The sequence below is a fragment of the Shewanella corallii genome (assembly GCF_023349125.1).
Classification (GTDB): domain Bacteria; phylum Pseudomonadota; class Gammaproteobacteria; order Enterobacterales; family Shewanellaceae; genus Shewanella; species Shewanella corallii.
The window spans coordinates 35,940-50,209 of the sequence record NZ_JAKIKT010000009.1; the positions used below are offsets into that span (position 1 = coordinate 35,940).

Below are 14,270 nucleotides of genomic sequence, written 5' to 3' on the forward strand. Positions count from 1 at the left end.
AATGATAGAAAAAACCACAATACTGCCAAAGGTTACCCATGGACGATAACAAACGCCCCCTTTATCTGCCTTTCGCCGGCCCTGCGATTCTTGAAGCCCCATTGATTAATAAAGGCAGCGCCTTTACCGAAGAGGAACGGATCTTCTTTAACCTTGAAGGTTTGCTTCCTCATGTCATCGAGACTATCGAAGAACAGGCTTCCCGGGCTTACGATCAGTTCAAAGCCTTTAACAGTGATCTGGAAAAGCATATCTATCTGCGCAATATCCAGGATACCAATGAAACCCTGTTTCACCGTCTTATTCAGAACCATATTACTGAGATGATGCCCATCATCTATACCCCGACAGTCGGTCAGGCCTGCGAGCGTTTCTCCAAAGACTATCGTCGCAACCGGGGGCTGTTTATCTCCTACCCCAACAAAGACAGAATCGATGACATCCTCAACAACTCCACCCGCCACAAGGTGAAGGTGATTGTAGTGACTGATGGCGAACGTATTCTGGGTCTGGGCGATCAGGGCATCGGTGGCATGGGTATCCCTATCGGTAAATTGTCTCTCTATACCAGCTGTGGTGGTATCAGTCCGGCATATACACTGCCAATTACGCTGGATGTTGGTACAGATAACCCACACCTGTTGGAAGACCCTATGTATATGGGTTGGCGTCATCCCCGCATTGGCGGTGAAGAGTACGCCGAGTTTGTCGAAGCCTTTATGGATGCGGTTTCCCGCCGCTGGCCCGATGCCCTTATCCAGTTTGAGGACTTCGCCCAGAAAAATGCCATGCCACTGCTTGAGCGATACAAAGACAGATACTGCTGCTTCAACGATGACATTCAGGGTACGGCTGCAGTCACTGTGGGTTCTTTGCTGGCGGCCTGTCAGGCTGCAGACACCAAGCTGAGTGAGCAAACGGTCACCTTCCTGGGTGCAGGCAGCGCAGGCTGTGGTATTGCCGAAGCGATTATCGCCCAGATGATGGCCGAAGGCCTGAGTGACAAGCAGGCCCGCGCCCGCATCTTTATGGTGGACCGCTGGGGCTTGCTGCAGGACAACATGCCAAATCTGCTGCCATTCCAGCAGAAGCTGGCTCAGAGCTCAGACGAGACCCAGGACTGGGAGACTTTCTCGGTCAATGACAATATCTCCCTGTTGGATGTGGTCAACAATGCCAAGCCAACCGTGCTGATTGGCGTTTCCGGTGCACCAGGCCTGTTCAGTGAGGAGATTATCCGCGCTATGCACAAGCACTGTGAGCGCCCGATAGTGTTCCCGCTGTCCAACCCTACCAGCCGGGTCGAAGCCACGCCAAAGGATATTATCTACTGGACCGAAGGTCAGGCTCTGGTTGCCACCGGCAGCCCGTTCGAACCTGTGGTCTATGGTGAAAACACCTATGAAATTGCCCAGTGTAACAACAGCTTTATCTTCCCCGGCATAGGCCTAGGGGTATTAGCTACCCGAGCCGACAGAGTCAGCGACGAAATGCTGATGGCCTCAAGCCGGGCGCTGGCCGAATGCTCTCCACTGGCCAGAGATGGTGAAGGTGGTTTGCTGCCGAGCCTGGAAGATATTCATGATGTAAGCAAGCATATCGCTTTTGCCGTGGGCAAAGTGGCGATTGAACAGGGTCTGGCACTGCCCAAGACCGACGAACTGCTCAAGCTGGCTATCGAGAAGAACTTCTGGACTCCCGAGTATCGTCAATACAAGCGAACCTCGTTCTAATCTCTGCCAATACAAAAAGCCCGGCGACTGCCGGGCTTTTTTATCACCAGCTTATGCCATGACCTGCTTGAAGCTGTTCAGCATAGAGCGGTCGGTACGGGCCTTCTTCAGCTTCTTGATGCTCTCTTTCAACGCATCGTCAATCAGCTGGGCAAAAATACCCTGATACTCTTTCTCGGCAATGGCATTGTCAGTCTCAGCCAGTTCAGCCAGTTGTTGACCAGCCATGCTCAGCTTCAGCCAGCTCTGGGCGATAAAGAAACCATGAAACTCAGCCTGCGGCATCAGCTTTTGTGCGCTGGCAGGCAAAGCATTCCAGGTGTTGGCAAAGCCTTGCTGCTCATCTGCCAGCAGTTGCGCGGCCAAATCTTCATAGGCCCCTTTCAGGTTTTCAGGCAACTGATCCATCGGCATCACTTTGGATGCCACTTTTAACGCCACTGCACGGGCGATATCCTGATAATCACTCATCTCATTCGCTCTCAATTTTTAAACGGCGTGCATTATAGCGGCAGAATCACTGAGGTTAGAAGCGACCACTGACATAAAGCCCATATTGACCATTACCGGCAATTGGCACCACTGTCAGGCCTTCATAGGGCGTGGTGAAGTACCAACCTGCCAGCGCGCCGATGGCGGCACCTGCCAGTACATCCTCAATCTCATGCTTGTCACTTTCCACCCGGGTATAACCAACATAAGTGGCCACAGCATAGGCGGGAACACCCCACTCCCAACCATATCTTTGATTGATAAAGGTTGCAGCCATAAAGCTGTCTGAGGTGTGGCCTGATGGGAAAGAATCATTACCACTGCCATCGGGACGTTCTTTGTCTATTCCCCACTTCAAGCCTTCCACCACCACCCGGGAACTGACCGCAGCCTTGATAAGCTGCCAACTGCCTTCATCCCCTTCTTCATGAAACAAAGTGGCACCAAACGCAGTGGCCGGTAGCAGCAGATGCAGAACATCACCGGAGGTTTCCAGATCACTGTTTGCCCGCGCCACCGGGGTTAAAAGCAGGCCAGCCATGGCCGTCATCAGTACCAATAGTCTCATCAAGTCTCTGTCCAATATGGTAAAAAACGTCCGATTATACCTGATTTCATGAGCTCAGGGGCGATAGGTATCACCCGGCATCAGTGGAGCCAAATTCAGCCAACAGGTATCATTGTGGGGTTTTCACTCCTTTGCACCGGGAAATCATGTCCAAGCCTCAATCCTCCAATCCCTCCCAGACTCCAGCTCATTTGCCGGATGCTGCTGCGCTTAACCAGCTTGCCCACCTGATCAAACAATGGGGCAAAGAGCTGGGCTTCGCTCAAATAGGAATAAGTGATACAGACCTGACAGAGGAGGAGCCAAAGCTTCAGGCCTGGTTGGATGCAGGCTATCACGGTGAGATGGGCTACATGGCCAGCCACGGCATGATGCGTGCCCGTGCTCATGAGCTACACCCTGGCACCCAAAGAGTGATATGTGGGCGGATGGACTACCTGCCGCCCTCGGCAGGCTTTGCGACCAATCTGAGAGATCCCAACCTCGGCTACATCTCCCGTTATGCTGGCGGCCGTGATTATCACAAGTTGATCCGTAACCGGATGAAGCAGTTGGGGCAAAGAATAGATGTCTGGCTCAGCGAACAGGGATTCAGCCAATCAGACAACCGCCCATTTGTCGACTCGGCTCCTTTGTTGGAAAGGCCTCTGGCCGATAAAGCAGGCCTGGGCTGGACAGGTAAACACTCACTGCTGCTAAGTCAGGAAGCGGGCAGTTGGTTCTTTCTGGGTGAACTGGTTATCAACCTGCCCCTGCCTGTCGACATTCCTGTCAGTGAAGCGTGTGGCACTTGCATTGCCTGTATCAAGACCTGCCCAACAGGCGCTATTGTTGAGCCCTATGTGGTGGACAGCCGTCGCTGCGTCTCTTATCTCACTATTGAACTGGACGGCCCAATCCCGGAAGAGCTGCGGCCTTTGCTGGGTAATCGTATCTATGGCTGTGATGATTGCCAATTAGCCTGCCCGGTGAATGCCGCTGCGCCACTGACTGAGGAAGCCGACTTCCACATTCGCCAGCAGTTAAAACAGCCAGAGTTATTGACCCTGCTCAGGTGGAGCGAGACTGAGTTTTTGAAACATACAGAGGGCAGCGCCATTCGCCGCATTGGCTGGCAAAGGTGGCAACGGAATATCGCAGTGGCACTGGGTAACGCTCCCTATTCAGACGACATAGTGTCAGCACTTCAACATCAGTTGGAGTCAGAGCTGCCCGGTGACGTGGCAAAAGAACATCTGCAATGGGCATTGGCGCGTCAACTGGCCACCAAAGATAGGCTGGTCACAGACAATCGCAAACAGCAACGACTGATCCGGAGCATAGAGAAGGGCCTGCCCAGAGACGCCTGACAAGCCCTGCCATATACCCTTGGATCAGAATACTGTCTAACCTGCTGTCAGCTTTCTTTCATATCCTGATCAAGAGTAAAGCCTACCTTGATGGTCACCTGCCAGTGCGCAATCACCCCTGCCTCAAGGTGGCCACGGGTTTCCATCACCTCAAACCAACGTAAATGCTGTAACGACTGGCTGGCAGCCTCGATGGCATTACGTATTGCATCGTCACTGCTAATGGGGGATGAGCCGGTCAGCTCAATGATTTTATATACATGACTCATGGCGCTCTCCATTGGTCAACACCCTACTATGAGTAGCGCCCGGACTCGCTGAGGTCAAGCCGGAGTTACCCCATCAAGCATCAACCCTCCCCGGACAATGTCAATTACACAAAACAATATTTCTGCCACGCGAACAATGGGCATCTAGACGTCTAGAAGTTTATTGTGTTAGCCTGCTTGCTATGGATACCCAATCCGTGAATTGAAGCACTGAGGATAATTCAATGAGGTGGAGGCAAGATGATTGAATTGAGGCACCTGCGCACTCTGGTGGCACTGAAAGAAAGTGGCAGTCTGGCGGCTGCGGCGAAGAAACGTTTTGTGACTCAGTCAGCCCTGTCGCACCAGATTAAAGAGCTGGAGACCCGAATCAATTCCCCCATTTTTATCCGCAAGAGCAAACCTTTGTCCTTTACCCAGGAAGGTATTCGATTGGTTCAATTGGCTGAAGAGATTTTGCCACGGGTCACAGAGATAGAGCAGGTGCTGAAACGAGGTGTCCCCACACAGCGCCAGCAGCTCACAGTCGCGATAGAGTGCCACTCATGTGTACGCTGGCTAATGCCTGTGATGGAACAATTTCGCCAACGTCATCCGGGGGCCGAGCTTAACCTTTCCAGCCGTCACCTGTTTAACGCAATTCATGCTTTGGAAAATGAAGAGCTGGACCTGGTACTGACACCGGACCCGGCTCCCAGTCACAGAATTGCCTATCAACACCTGTTTGATTACGAAATGAAGTTGGTTGTCTCCAGCGATCATCCGCTGGCTGAAAAGCCCTTTGTTACACCACAGGATCTGGCCGGACAGCCACTGCTGAGCTATCCGGTAAAACTGGAAAGACTGGATATTTACCGTCACTTCCTGGAGCCTGCCGGCGTTCTGCCCGGGGAGCAGAAGACCTGTGATCTGACCATGATGCTGCTACAGCGTATTGCCTGTCAGGAAGGGATTGCAGCTCTGCCAAGCTGGTCGGTGTCTGAAGCTCAGGGGCTGAGCCTGAAAACAGTAAGATTGGGACAGGAAGGTATGATGCGCCCCATGTTTGGTGCTTATCATCGTAGTGCGACCAATGCCAGCCTGATCCAAAGTCTGCTGACACTCCTTAACGACCACCAGAAAAATCGTTGACCCTATACAACAAAGGCCCGGAAATTCCGGGCCTTATTATGCAGTCAAAGGGTTTAACAGCAAGCCTTTTTTGGCTAACACCGCCCTCAGCAGCATACCGGGAGACTCTTCCCAGTCAGTACTTTCAATATTGTGTGCCACCAAAAATTCCCGACTTAATTCAGGGTCCATATTCAATGCGGTAAAAGCTTCAACAGACAGCGTCTGCTGCTGAGTATCGATCAGCGACTTCATCACCCCTAAGGAATAGGACTCTTCCAGATCTGCATTCATGTGAGCAAAAGCAGTTAACGCAATAATCTGTCCGTAAACGCTGAACAGCGCCAGGGTGTGCAGCTCATCAGGATCCGTTTTGCAATCTTCCAGCTCAGCCAGATAATCTACGGCTGCGTGGGCAATGCCCTCGGTCAGATGCCAGTAGCCATGCACCAACTTGCGATAGGGTTCAGGCAACTCATCCAATCTTTCTTTGAGGTAATAGGTGAAGGCATAGCGGTAAATATTGACCTGCCCAAGCCGAACCAGGGCTTCTTTGAGGGAGCGGTTTTTACTGCTTGAGCCACTGCCGTGGGCGCAACTGCTTCGCCAAAGCAGGTGAGCTGACAGCGCGGGATCGCCGGCGACAATGTCAATCACGACACGAATATCACCATCACTGATGATCGCCTGTTTCAGGGGCAACAATACCCCCCGTCGGCCAATCACCTGTTCTTCGTTGGCCATAATAGCCCGAATACGGGTCAATACCTGCTGCTCTAGCTCTGTCATCGGTTAGTCTGAACCTGAAATTCATTTTCATTATCAAGGGCTAAAGGCAAGATCCCTTGCCTGTTCGCGACAGGATAACATTTCTTCATTGAGATTAATATCACACCAAGTTCTTGATATGAAAAAGCCGACACCTGAGTGTCGGCTATCGCTACCAAGCATATTTCACCTTGGTCTGAATCACTCTCAGAAACTATAGCTCAATGTCAGCCTGATATTTCGACCATTACCAACATAATATTTTGCGGGCTCATATCCAGGGAACGACTCGGCATAATAGGCCGCACTGACGTAGTCTTTATCCAGCAGATTGTCTACCCGAACGCTGGCCTGCCAATCACTGACTCTGTAGTTCAATGCCATATTCACCAGAGTGTAAGAGGCCAGTTCAGGCGCGATATTCGCGTTATCACCTTCTTCATAACGCTTTCCTGTGTAGGCCACGTCCGAATAAAGTTGCCACTGGTCATTGATATCCCAGCTGGCATAGATACGACCTGACTCACGGGCAACCCAGGACAACTGCTTCCCCTTGTTGGCTCCTTCGGTAAATTCCGCATCCACAAACTGAAGTTCACCGCCAAGTTGCAGTGCACTTAATACCTGCCAATCCAGACCAAGGCCCAAACCGTGGCGACGGGACGCCTCAGCATTGATATTGGCACCATTAAAACTGCCGCCCTCAGGCTTTTGCGCTGTCGGGTCGAAGATAATTTCATCCTCAAGCTCCAATCGGTACAGGTTTATCCAGGATTGCAGCTTATTGTCGCTGTAACGCCAGCCCGCTTCGTAGGAACGCCCTGTCTGTGGCTTTAGACCCACCACGCTTGGCGGTGTATAAGCCTGCTCATCTACCTTGGCAAAGCGGAAGTTATCTTCGGCGCGCAGGTAAAACTTATTGGCATCATTAAATTGGTAGTTCAGACCTAATTCGAATGCTTTAGCATCCTGATTGAGTTCAGTTCCCTGAGGGAAAACAGAGGCATCAGTCAAATCATCTTTAACATCAGCGTAGCGGCCACCCACCACATAGCTCAGCTCTGCAGTCAAAGGTACGGTCGCCTGCACATAACCACTTAACTGGGTCTGGGTGTTACTGCGACCAAAATCGAACTCTGATTCACCACGGCTGATATCAGCACCCATAACAATCGACAGGTCACCGGCGGAAGTCGGATAAGTCGCAACAGCTTTAGGTGAAAACATAAACTGATTGCGGTCATTACGCCCCGGCCATCCCCAGCTGACAGAAGTCACCTGGGTATCACTGTAGTTGGCATCGGCAGACAGCAGCCAGTTGTCATTTATCTGCTGAGACACGCCAGCACGGGCAGCTTTAGTGACATCATGTTGATAGTCATTGGCAAAAGTGGGGTTGCTCTGACGTGGATCTGCTGCGTATTCGCTCGCCGTCAGACCACCCGGCGTTTCAACATAGTTGTCGTAGTAGCTGGTTTCGACGTAGAAGTCAGTAGTGTCATCGCGGTAGCCCAGACGTCCCAGCACGGCGCCGGTTTCGCTGGCATTGTTGTCACGATAGTTATCTGATTTTTTATAGTTGCCCGACAGATAGTAGTGCCAGTTACCAGCAAACTGACCGGCCAGATCACCTTTGGCTTCACCAGTATCAAAGCTGCCGCCGGAAACACTCAATGAGCCGCCATCACGACCCGGTACCCGGGTGATAATGTTAATTACACCACCGACAGCCTGATCGCCATAAAGCACACCGGCGCTACCATTCAGTATCTCTACCCGCTCAATCATATTCAGGGGAATCGCATTCAGGCTGGGGGCGGCAATATCGATATTATTAAGGCGGCGGCCATCGACCAGGATAAGCGTATTATTCGCGGCCTGACCGGAAGAGAAACCACGCATGGCAAACACGGCATTGGTGTTATTGTCAGAGACTTGAATACCACTGATATTACGCAGTGCTTCGGTGACATTGGTGACACCACTTTGAGCAATGTCAGCCGCATCGATAACTGTCACGTCGGCCGCCATATTCAGTGCATCTTCACCGGCACGACCCAGTACCAGCATATGCTCAATGTCGTCGGCAAACGCTGCAGGTACAGAGCCCAGTAAGCTCACCAATACGGCAGCTGCCACAGAATTAGCTTTGTAAGAACCCGTGTTGGAAGAATAGTTTTTTACGGAATTGAATCTACCCATTTACCTTTTACCTCTAAAAAAGAAAATGGGGCAAAATGTCACGTCCTCCCTGAAACAGCGCCTGCTGGCACCAGATCCCGGATTGTCGCACTCAGGGATCTGCCCTCCGAAATCCCAAAGTCACCCAGCTGGCCGGTCTCCGGACTGAGGATCTGCGAAAGCACTTAAGCTTATTCAAGCGTCGCACGAGTACAGACTTTTATAACACTCAACAGAGCGCACCTGTCTCTCACCATTCACCGTTGCGGAGGCAGTGCCGGACTCACGGCCTTTACTTGTTCAGCGAGTAAACACCATTGCACCGGCTTCCCGATTATCCCAAACCAATCAAGTTCCGGGCACCAGAAGAGTTGACGGCTTATACCTTACAGCAGGCATCAGGCTACCACAGTAGCCAATAAGCGCCCGCATTATAGCCGTCTATACGTATGAATGTCTAATTGCTGGTCGGAGTGAGTTTGAGAGAAGAGAGCTTATGGCTGGTGTAATCGCTGTATTCCCGTTTCATGGATTGATAATCAGGGCCGCGGGAGGACCTGTGCAGCAGATAGAGATCTCTTGGGCCAGCCAATACCTGAAAATACCCCATTTCTGCCAAGTATTTGGATTTGCCGCCAGTGCTGTGCTGGTTGGTAATACGGCTGCAACCTATGACAGCGTGTACCCCCTGCGCCTCAGTCATCTCTCCAAAGGAGTCGAAGGTCCAGTCTCCCTGACATGATTCCTGATATCTGGCAGCAAACGCATCGAGGAACTCAGACACATCTACCCGGGATGCCATCCCCTCAAACCCTTGCAAACAGATGATCTCCTGCCACTCAGCCATAGTCTGCCCTTCGGGTACGAACTCAACAGAATGCATGCCCCCCAACTCCCTGTCATGCACCTTTTTCCAGTCGAGCGGCAAGCTTACCGTCAGGCTCTGACCGTATATTTCAGCTGAGTCATCTGCCATAGCTATCCCAGGCAGCAAAGCCAGAGAAGCTGCAGCGGCCAAAAGCTTGACCTTCATCGTTATCCTCACATTTTTTATCCCAGCATCCGTGCTGAGTTAATAATTTGTAAACGAGTCTACTTCCTTTTATCAAGCAATTTCAAATGAGCTTATGTTTCAATAATAAAAGGGGGTCGTCAGGCCCCCTTAACACTCATTACCCCTCGTATTTGGAGGCCACTACGGCATTGTCATACATAGCCTGACCATGCTCTTTTACGCCGTACTCAGTAATAATCTGTTGACCCTGTTTGGAGGCCACAAACTCAATAAAGGTCTTGGACAATGCGACACCCTGATCATTCAAGTCAGCCCCCCGCAGAGCGTGATAGGTATTGATAAGTACAGGATCACCTTTGAACAAAATGGTCAGATCAGGCAGTTGCCTGGCGGTCGCCACCCAGGTAGAGCTGTCGGTCATAAAGTAGCCGCCATTGGCATTGGCCTTTTTCAGTGATGCCCGCATAAAGTCATTGGTTTGCTGATACCAATCGCCGGCAGGCTTAATATCGGCACTTTGCCAGATAGACAGCTCTTTTTTGTGAGTGCCTGAGTTATCGGCACGGGTGTAGAACAGGGCTTGGTTATTGGCTATGTTGCGATACGCCTGAGCCACAGACTCAGTACCTTTTACCTTGCCCTTATCTGCCGCAGGGCCAACCAGGTAGAACTCATTGGAGCCAATCAGGGTACGCTGGGCTGCCCAACCATCTTTTACCGCCTGCTTCTCGGCAGCCGGTGCGTGCACCATGGCCATATCCACTTTACCGGCCTTGAGCAAAGACAATGACTTGCCGCTGCCCGCTTTAACCCAGCACATACGGCTGTTATGGTCTTTATTGAATGCATCGGCCAGCTCTTCCAACAGACCCAGTTCCCCTGGGCTACCGGTGGCCAGAATAAATTCCTGTTTGCCATCACCGAATACAGCCTTGCAATCGGCGGCTTGTGTCACGCCAGTAAATGCCAGCAGTGCAATGGTCAATACAGAATACTTCATAGGGTGTTGCCTCTTTTTGTCCTTAATTAGCGATCAAAGGCAAAAATGTCCAAGTTAAGGATTCATTTTCACCATTCGCTGGCAACCAAGCAGACAACAGGCCATTATTTCAGTGAATCACTGATTACATTCCGGTTTTGTGATGCTGTTCGAAGGGCAAACAGGAAAAGAGAACCAGGTCGGAGGCACCATGGCCGCATTTGAGATAAGTCGAATTCATACCCACAGAGGTATCTTTAAGGTCAGCGGTAAGTGGCAACCTCAGGCCGCAACTGGCAGCCCTGTGCTGGAGTCAATCAGCCAATTGGAGATGATGGGCACAGACGGCTGGGTAGCATTAAGGCTGGAAGATGACGCAGTGAAAGTCTTGCTGGATGAGCTCGCACCCGTGTTGCTGTTTCATCTGTCGAATCAGGACTGAACTCACCTCAGCTCTTCTCTAGCAGGAACATAACTGAGCTTAAGGCAACCAGGACCTAATGAGTCACCGCAGATTTCGGTACCGGAGACCAACCTCTCCGGTACTCTTTATTTATCTCTGATTACAACCACTTGGCATTGGAGGTAAAAGACACTGACAACCAGGTGTCACCCAGGGGCCTGACCAGGCGTCGGTGAATCATCTCGCGGATCCTGTCCTGACGCTCCAGCGGCCAGTCGTGGCTATCCTCCACCAGAATATTGATTTCCAGATCATACTGACGACCTGACTTACTGAAATGACAGGAGTAATCGGCAAACTCCTGACTGCGGGCAATATTGGCCAGCGTATATTCCACCCGCTGACGCACCCGGTTGTCCGGTGCCATCAACAGCACTTCTTTCAGATTACGTCTGAGTACCTGCAGCGGCAGCATGGCGGCAGCAATAGCCAGACTGGACACCAAAATCGGGTCCACATAAGCGTTCCACTGATTATAACCAAGCTCATCAAGCAGCAACACCAGCAAAAAGCCGAATAATATTGTTGTACTGAGAATGCCGTCGACCAGCCACTCCTGTGAGTCAACCCGCACCAACTCCGAGTCCACTTCACGGGCGATATGTCGCTCGGCAAAATAGATAGAGAAGCTGAACAGGGTCGATACTGCGGCATAGGTCAGCGCCATATCCAGATTGATTTGAGTGCCGCCAGATGCCATGGCACTGATACCGCCGTACAGGGCAAAGCCACAGACAGCAAGAATGATGAGGCCGTTAACGACCGAGATCAGGGGTTCAAGATGAGAGTAGCCGAACTGAAAAACATCATCGTCCGGGCGGGATACCAGATGAGCCGTATACAGGGTCAGACCTGTCATGCCCATACTGAGCAGGGAAAATAGTCCATCGAGTAAGATGGCATCGGAATTAACATAAAAGCCCATTCCGAGACCACTGGCGGCCATCAATACAGTACCGGCCAGTGAAATTCGCAGCGCCAGCTGCTCACTACTGCTTTTACGGCAAGAAGCCATAAATCCTCCTTTTTGCAGTCTGTCGTTGTCAACTCAAAGCCGACAACGAACTCAAGAATAAGACGTTTCAATGACAAATTATTGAAACGACAGTCTCTTTCAGACTAGCCAAAAAACCCGGAGGATTTCAAATAAGCAGTCTCTAATTCAATGAATTAGTTAACCCGTGCACCCTGGTTAATAGTGGCGTGGGCCATCTTGCTCAGGTAATCGTTCAGATCATGGGATGCCTGTACTGCACCTTCCGGGTCACCCTCAACAATACGGCGCAGCGTGGCGGCGTGCAGATGGGCTGCCTCCGCCAGATCATTAGTTTCGTTCTTATAGGCAAACCAGAAACGACGGGAAAGCCCCTGTAACGGCGCCATCGCCAGCTGCAGATATTCGTTATTGGCGGCCTGCACCAAAAGAATGTGGATCTCTTTCAGCAGATCGGCATACAAGAGGTCATCCTGTTTATCGGCGCAGGCTTCCAACTCGTTGGCCAGTGCTGTCATCCGACTTTTCTGAGAGGGGCTGACCCGGTCGGCGGCAAAGCGGGCACACAGTGCCTCGATATCACGGCGCACTTCCAGAATCTTCAGCTGACACTCAAGGGAAATTTGCGGAATAAGGATGCCACGGCGCGGATGGATCTCCACCATGCGCTCGTAAGAGAGACGTTGCAGCGCTTCCCGTACGGGCGTGCGACCCAGCTCCAGCGAATCAGCCAATTGCTTCTCGCTGACCATGGAACCCGGCTTCAGCTCCCTGAAGGTAATCATCTTTTCCAGTTTGTCGTAGGCGAACTCAGATTTGTTCGCCGCATCATTGATAACGTTCATGGCGTTATTAAGTCCTTGATGGGATCCCCGTCACATTTCAGACAAGGCTAATTTGTACTGCGTATTTTACAGGAATATATTAGCGCCACACAACTGATATATCAGATGAATATCAGCCGTATATTGGAGCTATTATGAACAACTGGAAAATCATCCGCCGTTATGAGCAGATGCCAGATCTGCCGGTGCTGGCAGACATCGACGTGCTGGTTGCCGGTGGCGGCCCAGCTGGTGTAGCTGCTGCCGAGACTGCAGCAGCAAGCGGTAAGTCTACCTACCTGATTGAAAAGTACGGTTTCTGTGGCGGCGCCGCAGTAGCAGGTCTGTCCGGTACCATTTGTGGTATGTACATGGCTTCCGATGACGCTGATGCTCAGCCTGAGCAGGTTGTTTTCGGTTTTACTGAGCGTTTCCGTCAGGCGCTGGCCGAGCGTAACGGCGTAACTGAGCCTCAGCGTTACGGTAAAACCTACACAGTTACTCACGATCCGCTGGTATGGCGTGAAGTGGCCGACGACATGCTGACTGCAGTTGGCGTAAACATCCTGTATCACACTGCGGTAAGCGGCGTGATCATGGACGGCAACACCTTCAAAGGCGTTGTTATCGAATCCAACGCCGGTCAGAGCGTGATTCTGGCCAAAATCATCATCGATGCTTCCGGTGATGCGGCGGTTATCGCACGCGCTGGAATGGAAACTTACTTCGGTGATGAAGGCCGTATCCAGAACCCAACCATGTTCTTCCGCATGGCCGGTGTGGACATGGACAAGTACCTGGACTACTTCGGTACTGACACCATTTGTCCGCCAAAAGTCACTGAGGACATCCTCAAGTGCAACCAGGAAGGCTGGGACCTGCCACGTCATAAGATCTGGATTTTCCCGACCACTCGTCCAAACGAGCTGATGGTTAACGCCACTCGTCTGGCAGGTCAGGACGGTCGCATGCTGAACGTAATTGACCCGGTTGACTTCACCGAAGCTGAAGTATTCGGTCGCCGTCAGGTACGTGCTTACACCAAATTCCTGAACGAGTTTGTTCCAGGCTGCGAAGACGGCTACGTAGTCGATACCGGTGTTGAAGTGGGTATCCGTCAGACTCGCTCTATCGTAGGCGTGGAAACCCTGACCAACGATGACGTAGTGAGCTGCCGCAAGCGCGAAGACGGTATCTGCCGCACCCCATGGCCAATCGAGCTACACAACGGTAACAAGCCAAAATTGCACTGGCTGCTTAACGATTTCTACGACATCCCATTCGGCACTCTGGTACCGGCTGTGGGTGAAAACATCCTGGTTGCAGGTCGCTGCCTGAGCGCCGAGCACGAAGCTCTGGCCTCTGCCCGCGTTACTGCCCAGTGCTTCGAACTGGGTCACGCCGCCGGCGTTGCTGCAGTAAAAGCGATTGAAACCAATACCGCGATTCGCAACCTGAACGTTGCCGATATCCGCGAAACCATGATTGCCAATGGCTCTGCCCTGTAAGGCGAGAAGAGTAGGTA

General features: G+C 51.7%; 14 protein-coding genes and 1 riboswitch. Of the genes, 5 read left to right on the forward strand and 9 right to left on the reverse strand.

Features of this window, described 5'->3' with window-relative positions; translation table 11 throughout:
- The first annotated feature begins 38 nt into the window (after positions 1-38).
- Positions 39-1,733 (forward strand): NAD-dependent malic enzyme, encoded by a 1,695-nt coding sequence (locus L2725_RS19115; RefSeq protein ID WP_115137007.1) that lies wholly within the window; start codon positions 39-41, stop codon positions 1,731-1,733.
- A 51-nt stretch (positions 1,734-1,784) separates the two neighbouring features.
- Here L2725_RS19115 and L2725_RS19120 read toward each other — a convergent pair whose 3' ends face one another.
- A complete protein-coding gene (locus L2725_RS19120; RefSeq protein WP_249250417.1) occupies positions 1,785-2,204 on the reverse strand; it encodes a DUF3069 domain-containing protein in 420 nt (139 codons plus the stop codon).
- Positions 2,205-2,259: 55 nt separating this feature from the next.
- Complete coding sequence (locus L2725_RS19125; protein WP_249250418.1) at positions 2,260-2,793, reverse strand: phosphatase PAP2 family protein; 534 nt, start codon at positions 2,791-2,793, stop codon at positions 2,260-2,262.
- 146 nt (positions 2,794-2,939) lie between these two features.
- On the opposite strand from L2725_RS19125, the gene queG reads away from it, so the two are divergent.
- The gene (gene queG / locus L2725_RS19130; protein ID WP_249250419.1) at positions 2,940-4,142 is read left to right on the forward strand and encodes a tRNA epoxyqueuosine(34) reductase QueG; all 1,203 of its coding nucleotides are present in this window, start codon (positions 2,940-2,942) and stop codon (positions 4,140-4,142) included.
- Positions 4,143-4,189: 47 nt separating this feature from the next.
- Here the strand turns inward: queG and L2725_RS19135 are convergent, their stop codons facing one another.
- Positions 4,190-4,411, reverse strand: a complete 222-nt coding sequence (locus L2725_RS19135) for a dodecin (RefSeq protein WP_115137010.1) — start codon at positions 4,409-4,411, stop codon at positions 4,190-4,192.
- Between the two features lie 240 nt (positions 4,412-4,651).
- Between L2725_RS19135 and L2725_RS19140 the strand changes: the two genes are divergently transcribed.
- On the forward strand, positions 4,652-5,542 hold the full coding sequence (locus L2725_RS19140; protein ID WP_249250420.1) for a LysR family transcriptional regulator: 891 nt from the start codon (positions 4,652-4,654) through the stop codon (positions 5,540-5,542).
- A 36-nt stretch (positions 5,543-5,578) separates the two neighbouring features.
- Here the strand turns inward: L2725_RS19140 and L2725_RS19145 are convergent, their stop codons facing one another.
- The 4 genes from L2725_RS19145 to L2725_RS19160 form a co-directional block, all read right to left on the reverse strand.
- On the reverse strand, positions 5,579-6,310 hold the full coding sequence (locus L2725_RS19145) for an HDOD domain-containing protein (RefSeq protein WP_249250421.1): 732 nt from the start codon (positions 6,308-6,310) through the stop codon (positions 5,579-5,581).
- Between the two features lie 186 nt (positions 6,311-6,496).
- Positions 6,497-8,491 (reverse strand): TonB-dependent receptor, encoded by a 1,995-nt coding sequence (locus L2725_RS19150; RefSeq protein ID WP_249250422.1) that lies wholly within the window; start codon positions 8,489-8,491, stop codon positions 6,497-6,499.
- 113 nt (positions 8,492-8,604) lie between these two features.
- Positions 8,605-8,852: riboswitch (cobalamin riboswitch) on the reverse strand.
- A gap of 75 nt (positions 8,853-8,927) precedes the next feature.
- Complete coding sequence (locus L2725_RS19155; RefSeq protein ID WP_249250424.1) at positions 8,928-9,503, reverse strand: hypothetical protein; 576 nt, start codon at positions 9,501-9,503, stop codon at positions 8,928-8,930.
- Between the two features lie 139 nt (positions 9,504-9,642).
- Positions 9,643-10,485 carry an ABC transporter substrate-binding protein gene (locus L2725_RS19160; protein ID WP_249250426.1) on the reverse strand — a complete coding sequence of 281 codons (843 nt, stop codon included), beginning with the start codon at positions 10,483-10,485 and terminating at the stop codon, positions 9,643-9,645.
- Positions 10,486-10,627: 142 nt separating this feature from the next.
- On the opposite strand from L2725_RS19160, the gene L2725_RS19165 reads away from it, so the two are divergent.
- Positions 10,628-10,906, forward strand: a complete 279-nt coding sequence (locus tag L2725_RS19165; RefSeq protein ID WP_249250427.1) for a hypothetical protein — start codon at positions 10,628-10,630, stop codon at positions 10,904-10,906.
- A gap of 121 nt (positions 10,907-11,027) precedes the next feature.
- On the opposite strand, the gene L2725_RS19170 is transcribed toward L2725_RS19165, so the two are convergent.
- Together L2725_RS19170 and L2725_RS19175 are read right to left on the reverse strand one after the other, a co-directional pair.
- Positions 11,028-11,942, reverse strand: coding sequence for a cation diffusion facilitator family transporter (locus L2725_RS19170; RefSeq protein ID WP_249250428.1), 915 nt, complete (start codon positions 11,940-11,942; stop codon positions 11,028-11,030).
- 155 nt (positions 11,943-12,097) lie between these two features.
- Positions 12,098-12,766, reverse strand: coding sequence for a GntR family transcriptional regulator (locus L2725_RS19175; RefSeq protein WP_249250429.1), 669 nt, complete (start codon positions 12,764-12,766; stop codon positions 12,098-12,100).
- A 134-nt stretch (positions 12,767-12,900) separates the two neighbouring features.
- Here L2725_RS19175 and L2725_RS19180 point away from each other — a divergent pair, with 134 nt between their 5' ends.
- Positions 12,901-14,253 (forward strand): FAD-dependent oxidoreductase, encoded by a 1,353-nt coding sequence (locus L2725_RS19180; RefSeq protein WP_249250430.1) that lies wholly within the window; start codon positions 12,901-12,903, stop codon positions 14,251-14,253.
- The last annotated feature ends 17 nt before the right edge of the window (positions 14,254-14,270 follow it).

Coding starts and splice junctions, on each gene's coding strand:
- L2725_RS19115 (WP_115137007.1), top strand. CDS start 39: ATGGACGATAACAAACGCCCCCTTTATCTGCCTTTCGCCGGCCCTGCG.
- L2725_RS19120 (WP_249250417.1), bottom strand. CDS start 2,204: ATGAGTGATTATCAGGATATCGCCCGTGCAGTGGCGTTAAAAGTGGCA.
- L2725_RS19125 (WP_249250418.1), bottom strand. CDS start 2,793: ATGAGACTATTGGTACTGATGACGGCCATGGCTGGCCTGCTTTTAACC.
- queG (WP_249250419.1), top strand. CDS start 2,940: ATGTCCAAGCCTCAATCCTCCAATCCCTCCCAGACTCCAGCTCATTTG.
- L2725_RS19135 (WP_115137010.1), bottom strand. CDS start 4,411: ATGAGTCATGTATATAAAATCATTGAGCTGACCGGCTCATCCCCCATT.
- L2725_RS19140 (WP_249250420.1), top strand. CDS start 4,652: ATGATTGAATTGAGGCACCTGCGCACTCTGGTGGCACTGAAAGAAAGT.
- L2725_RS19145 (WP_249250421.1), bottom strand. CDS start 6,310: ATGACAGAGCTAGAGCAGCAGGTATTGACCCGTATTCGGGCTATTATG.
- L2725_RS19150 (WP_249250422.1), bottom strand. CDS start 8,491: ATGGGTAGATTCAATTCCGTAAAAAACTATTCTTCCAACACGGGTTCT.
- L2725_RS19155 (WP_249250424.1), bottom strand. CDS start 9,503: ATGAAGGTCAAGCTTTTGGCCGCTGCAGCTTCTCTGGCTTTGCTGCCT.
- L2725_RS19160 (WP_249250426.1), bottom strand. CDS start 10,485: ATGAAGTATTCTGTATTGACCATTGCACTGCTGGCATTTACTGGCGTG.
- L2725_RS19165 (WP_249250427.1), top strand. CDS start 10,628: ATGCTGTTCGAAGGGCAAACAGGAAAAGAGAACCAGGTCGGAGGCACC.
- L2725_RS19170 (WP_249250428.1), bottom strand. CDS start 11,942: ATGGCTTCTTGCCGTAAAAGCAGTAGTGAGCAGCTGGCGCTGCGAATT.
- L2725_RS19175 (WP_249250429.1), bottom strand. CDS start 12,766: ATGAACGTTATCAATGATGCGGCGAACAAATCTGAGTTCGCCTACGAC.
- L2725_RS19180 (WP_249250430.1), top strand. CDS start 12,901: ATGAACAACTGGAAAATCATCCGCCGTTATGAGCAGATGCCAGATCTG.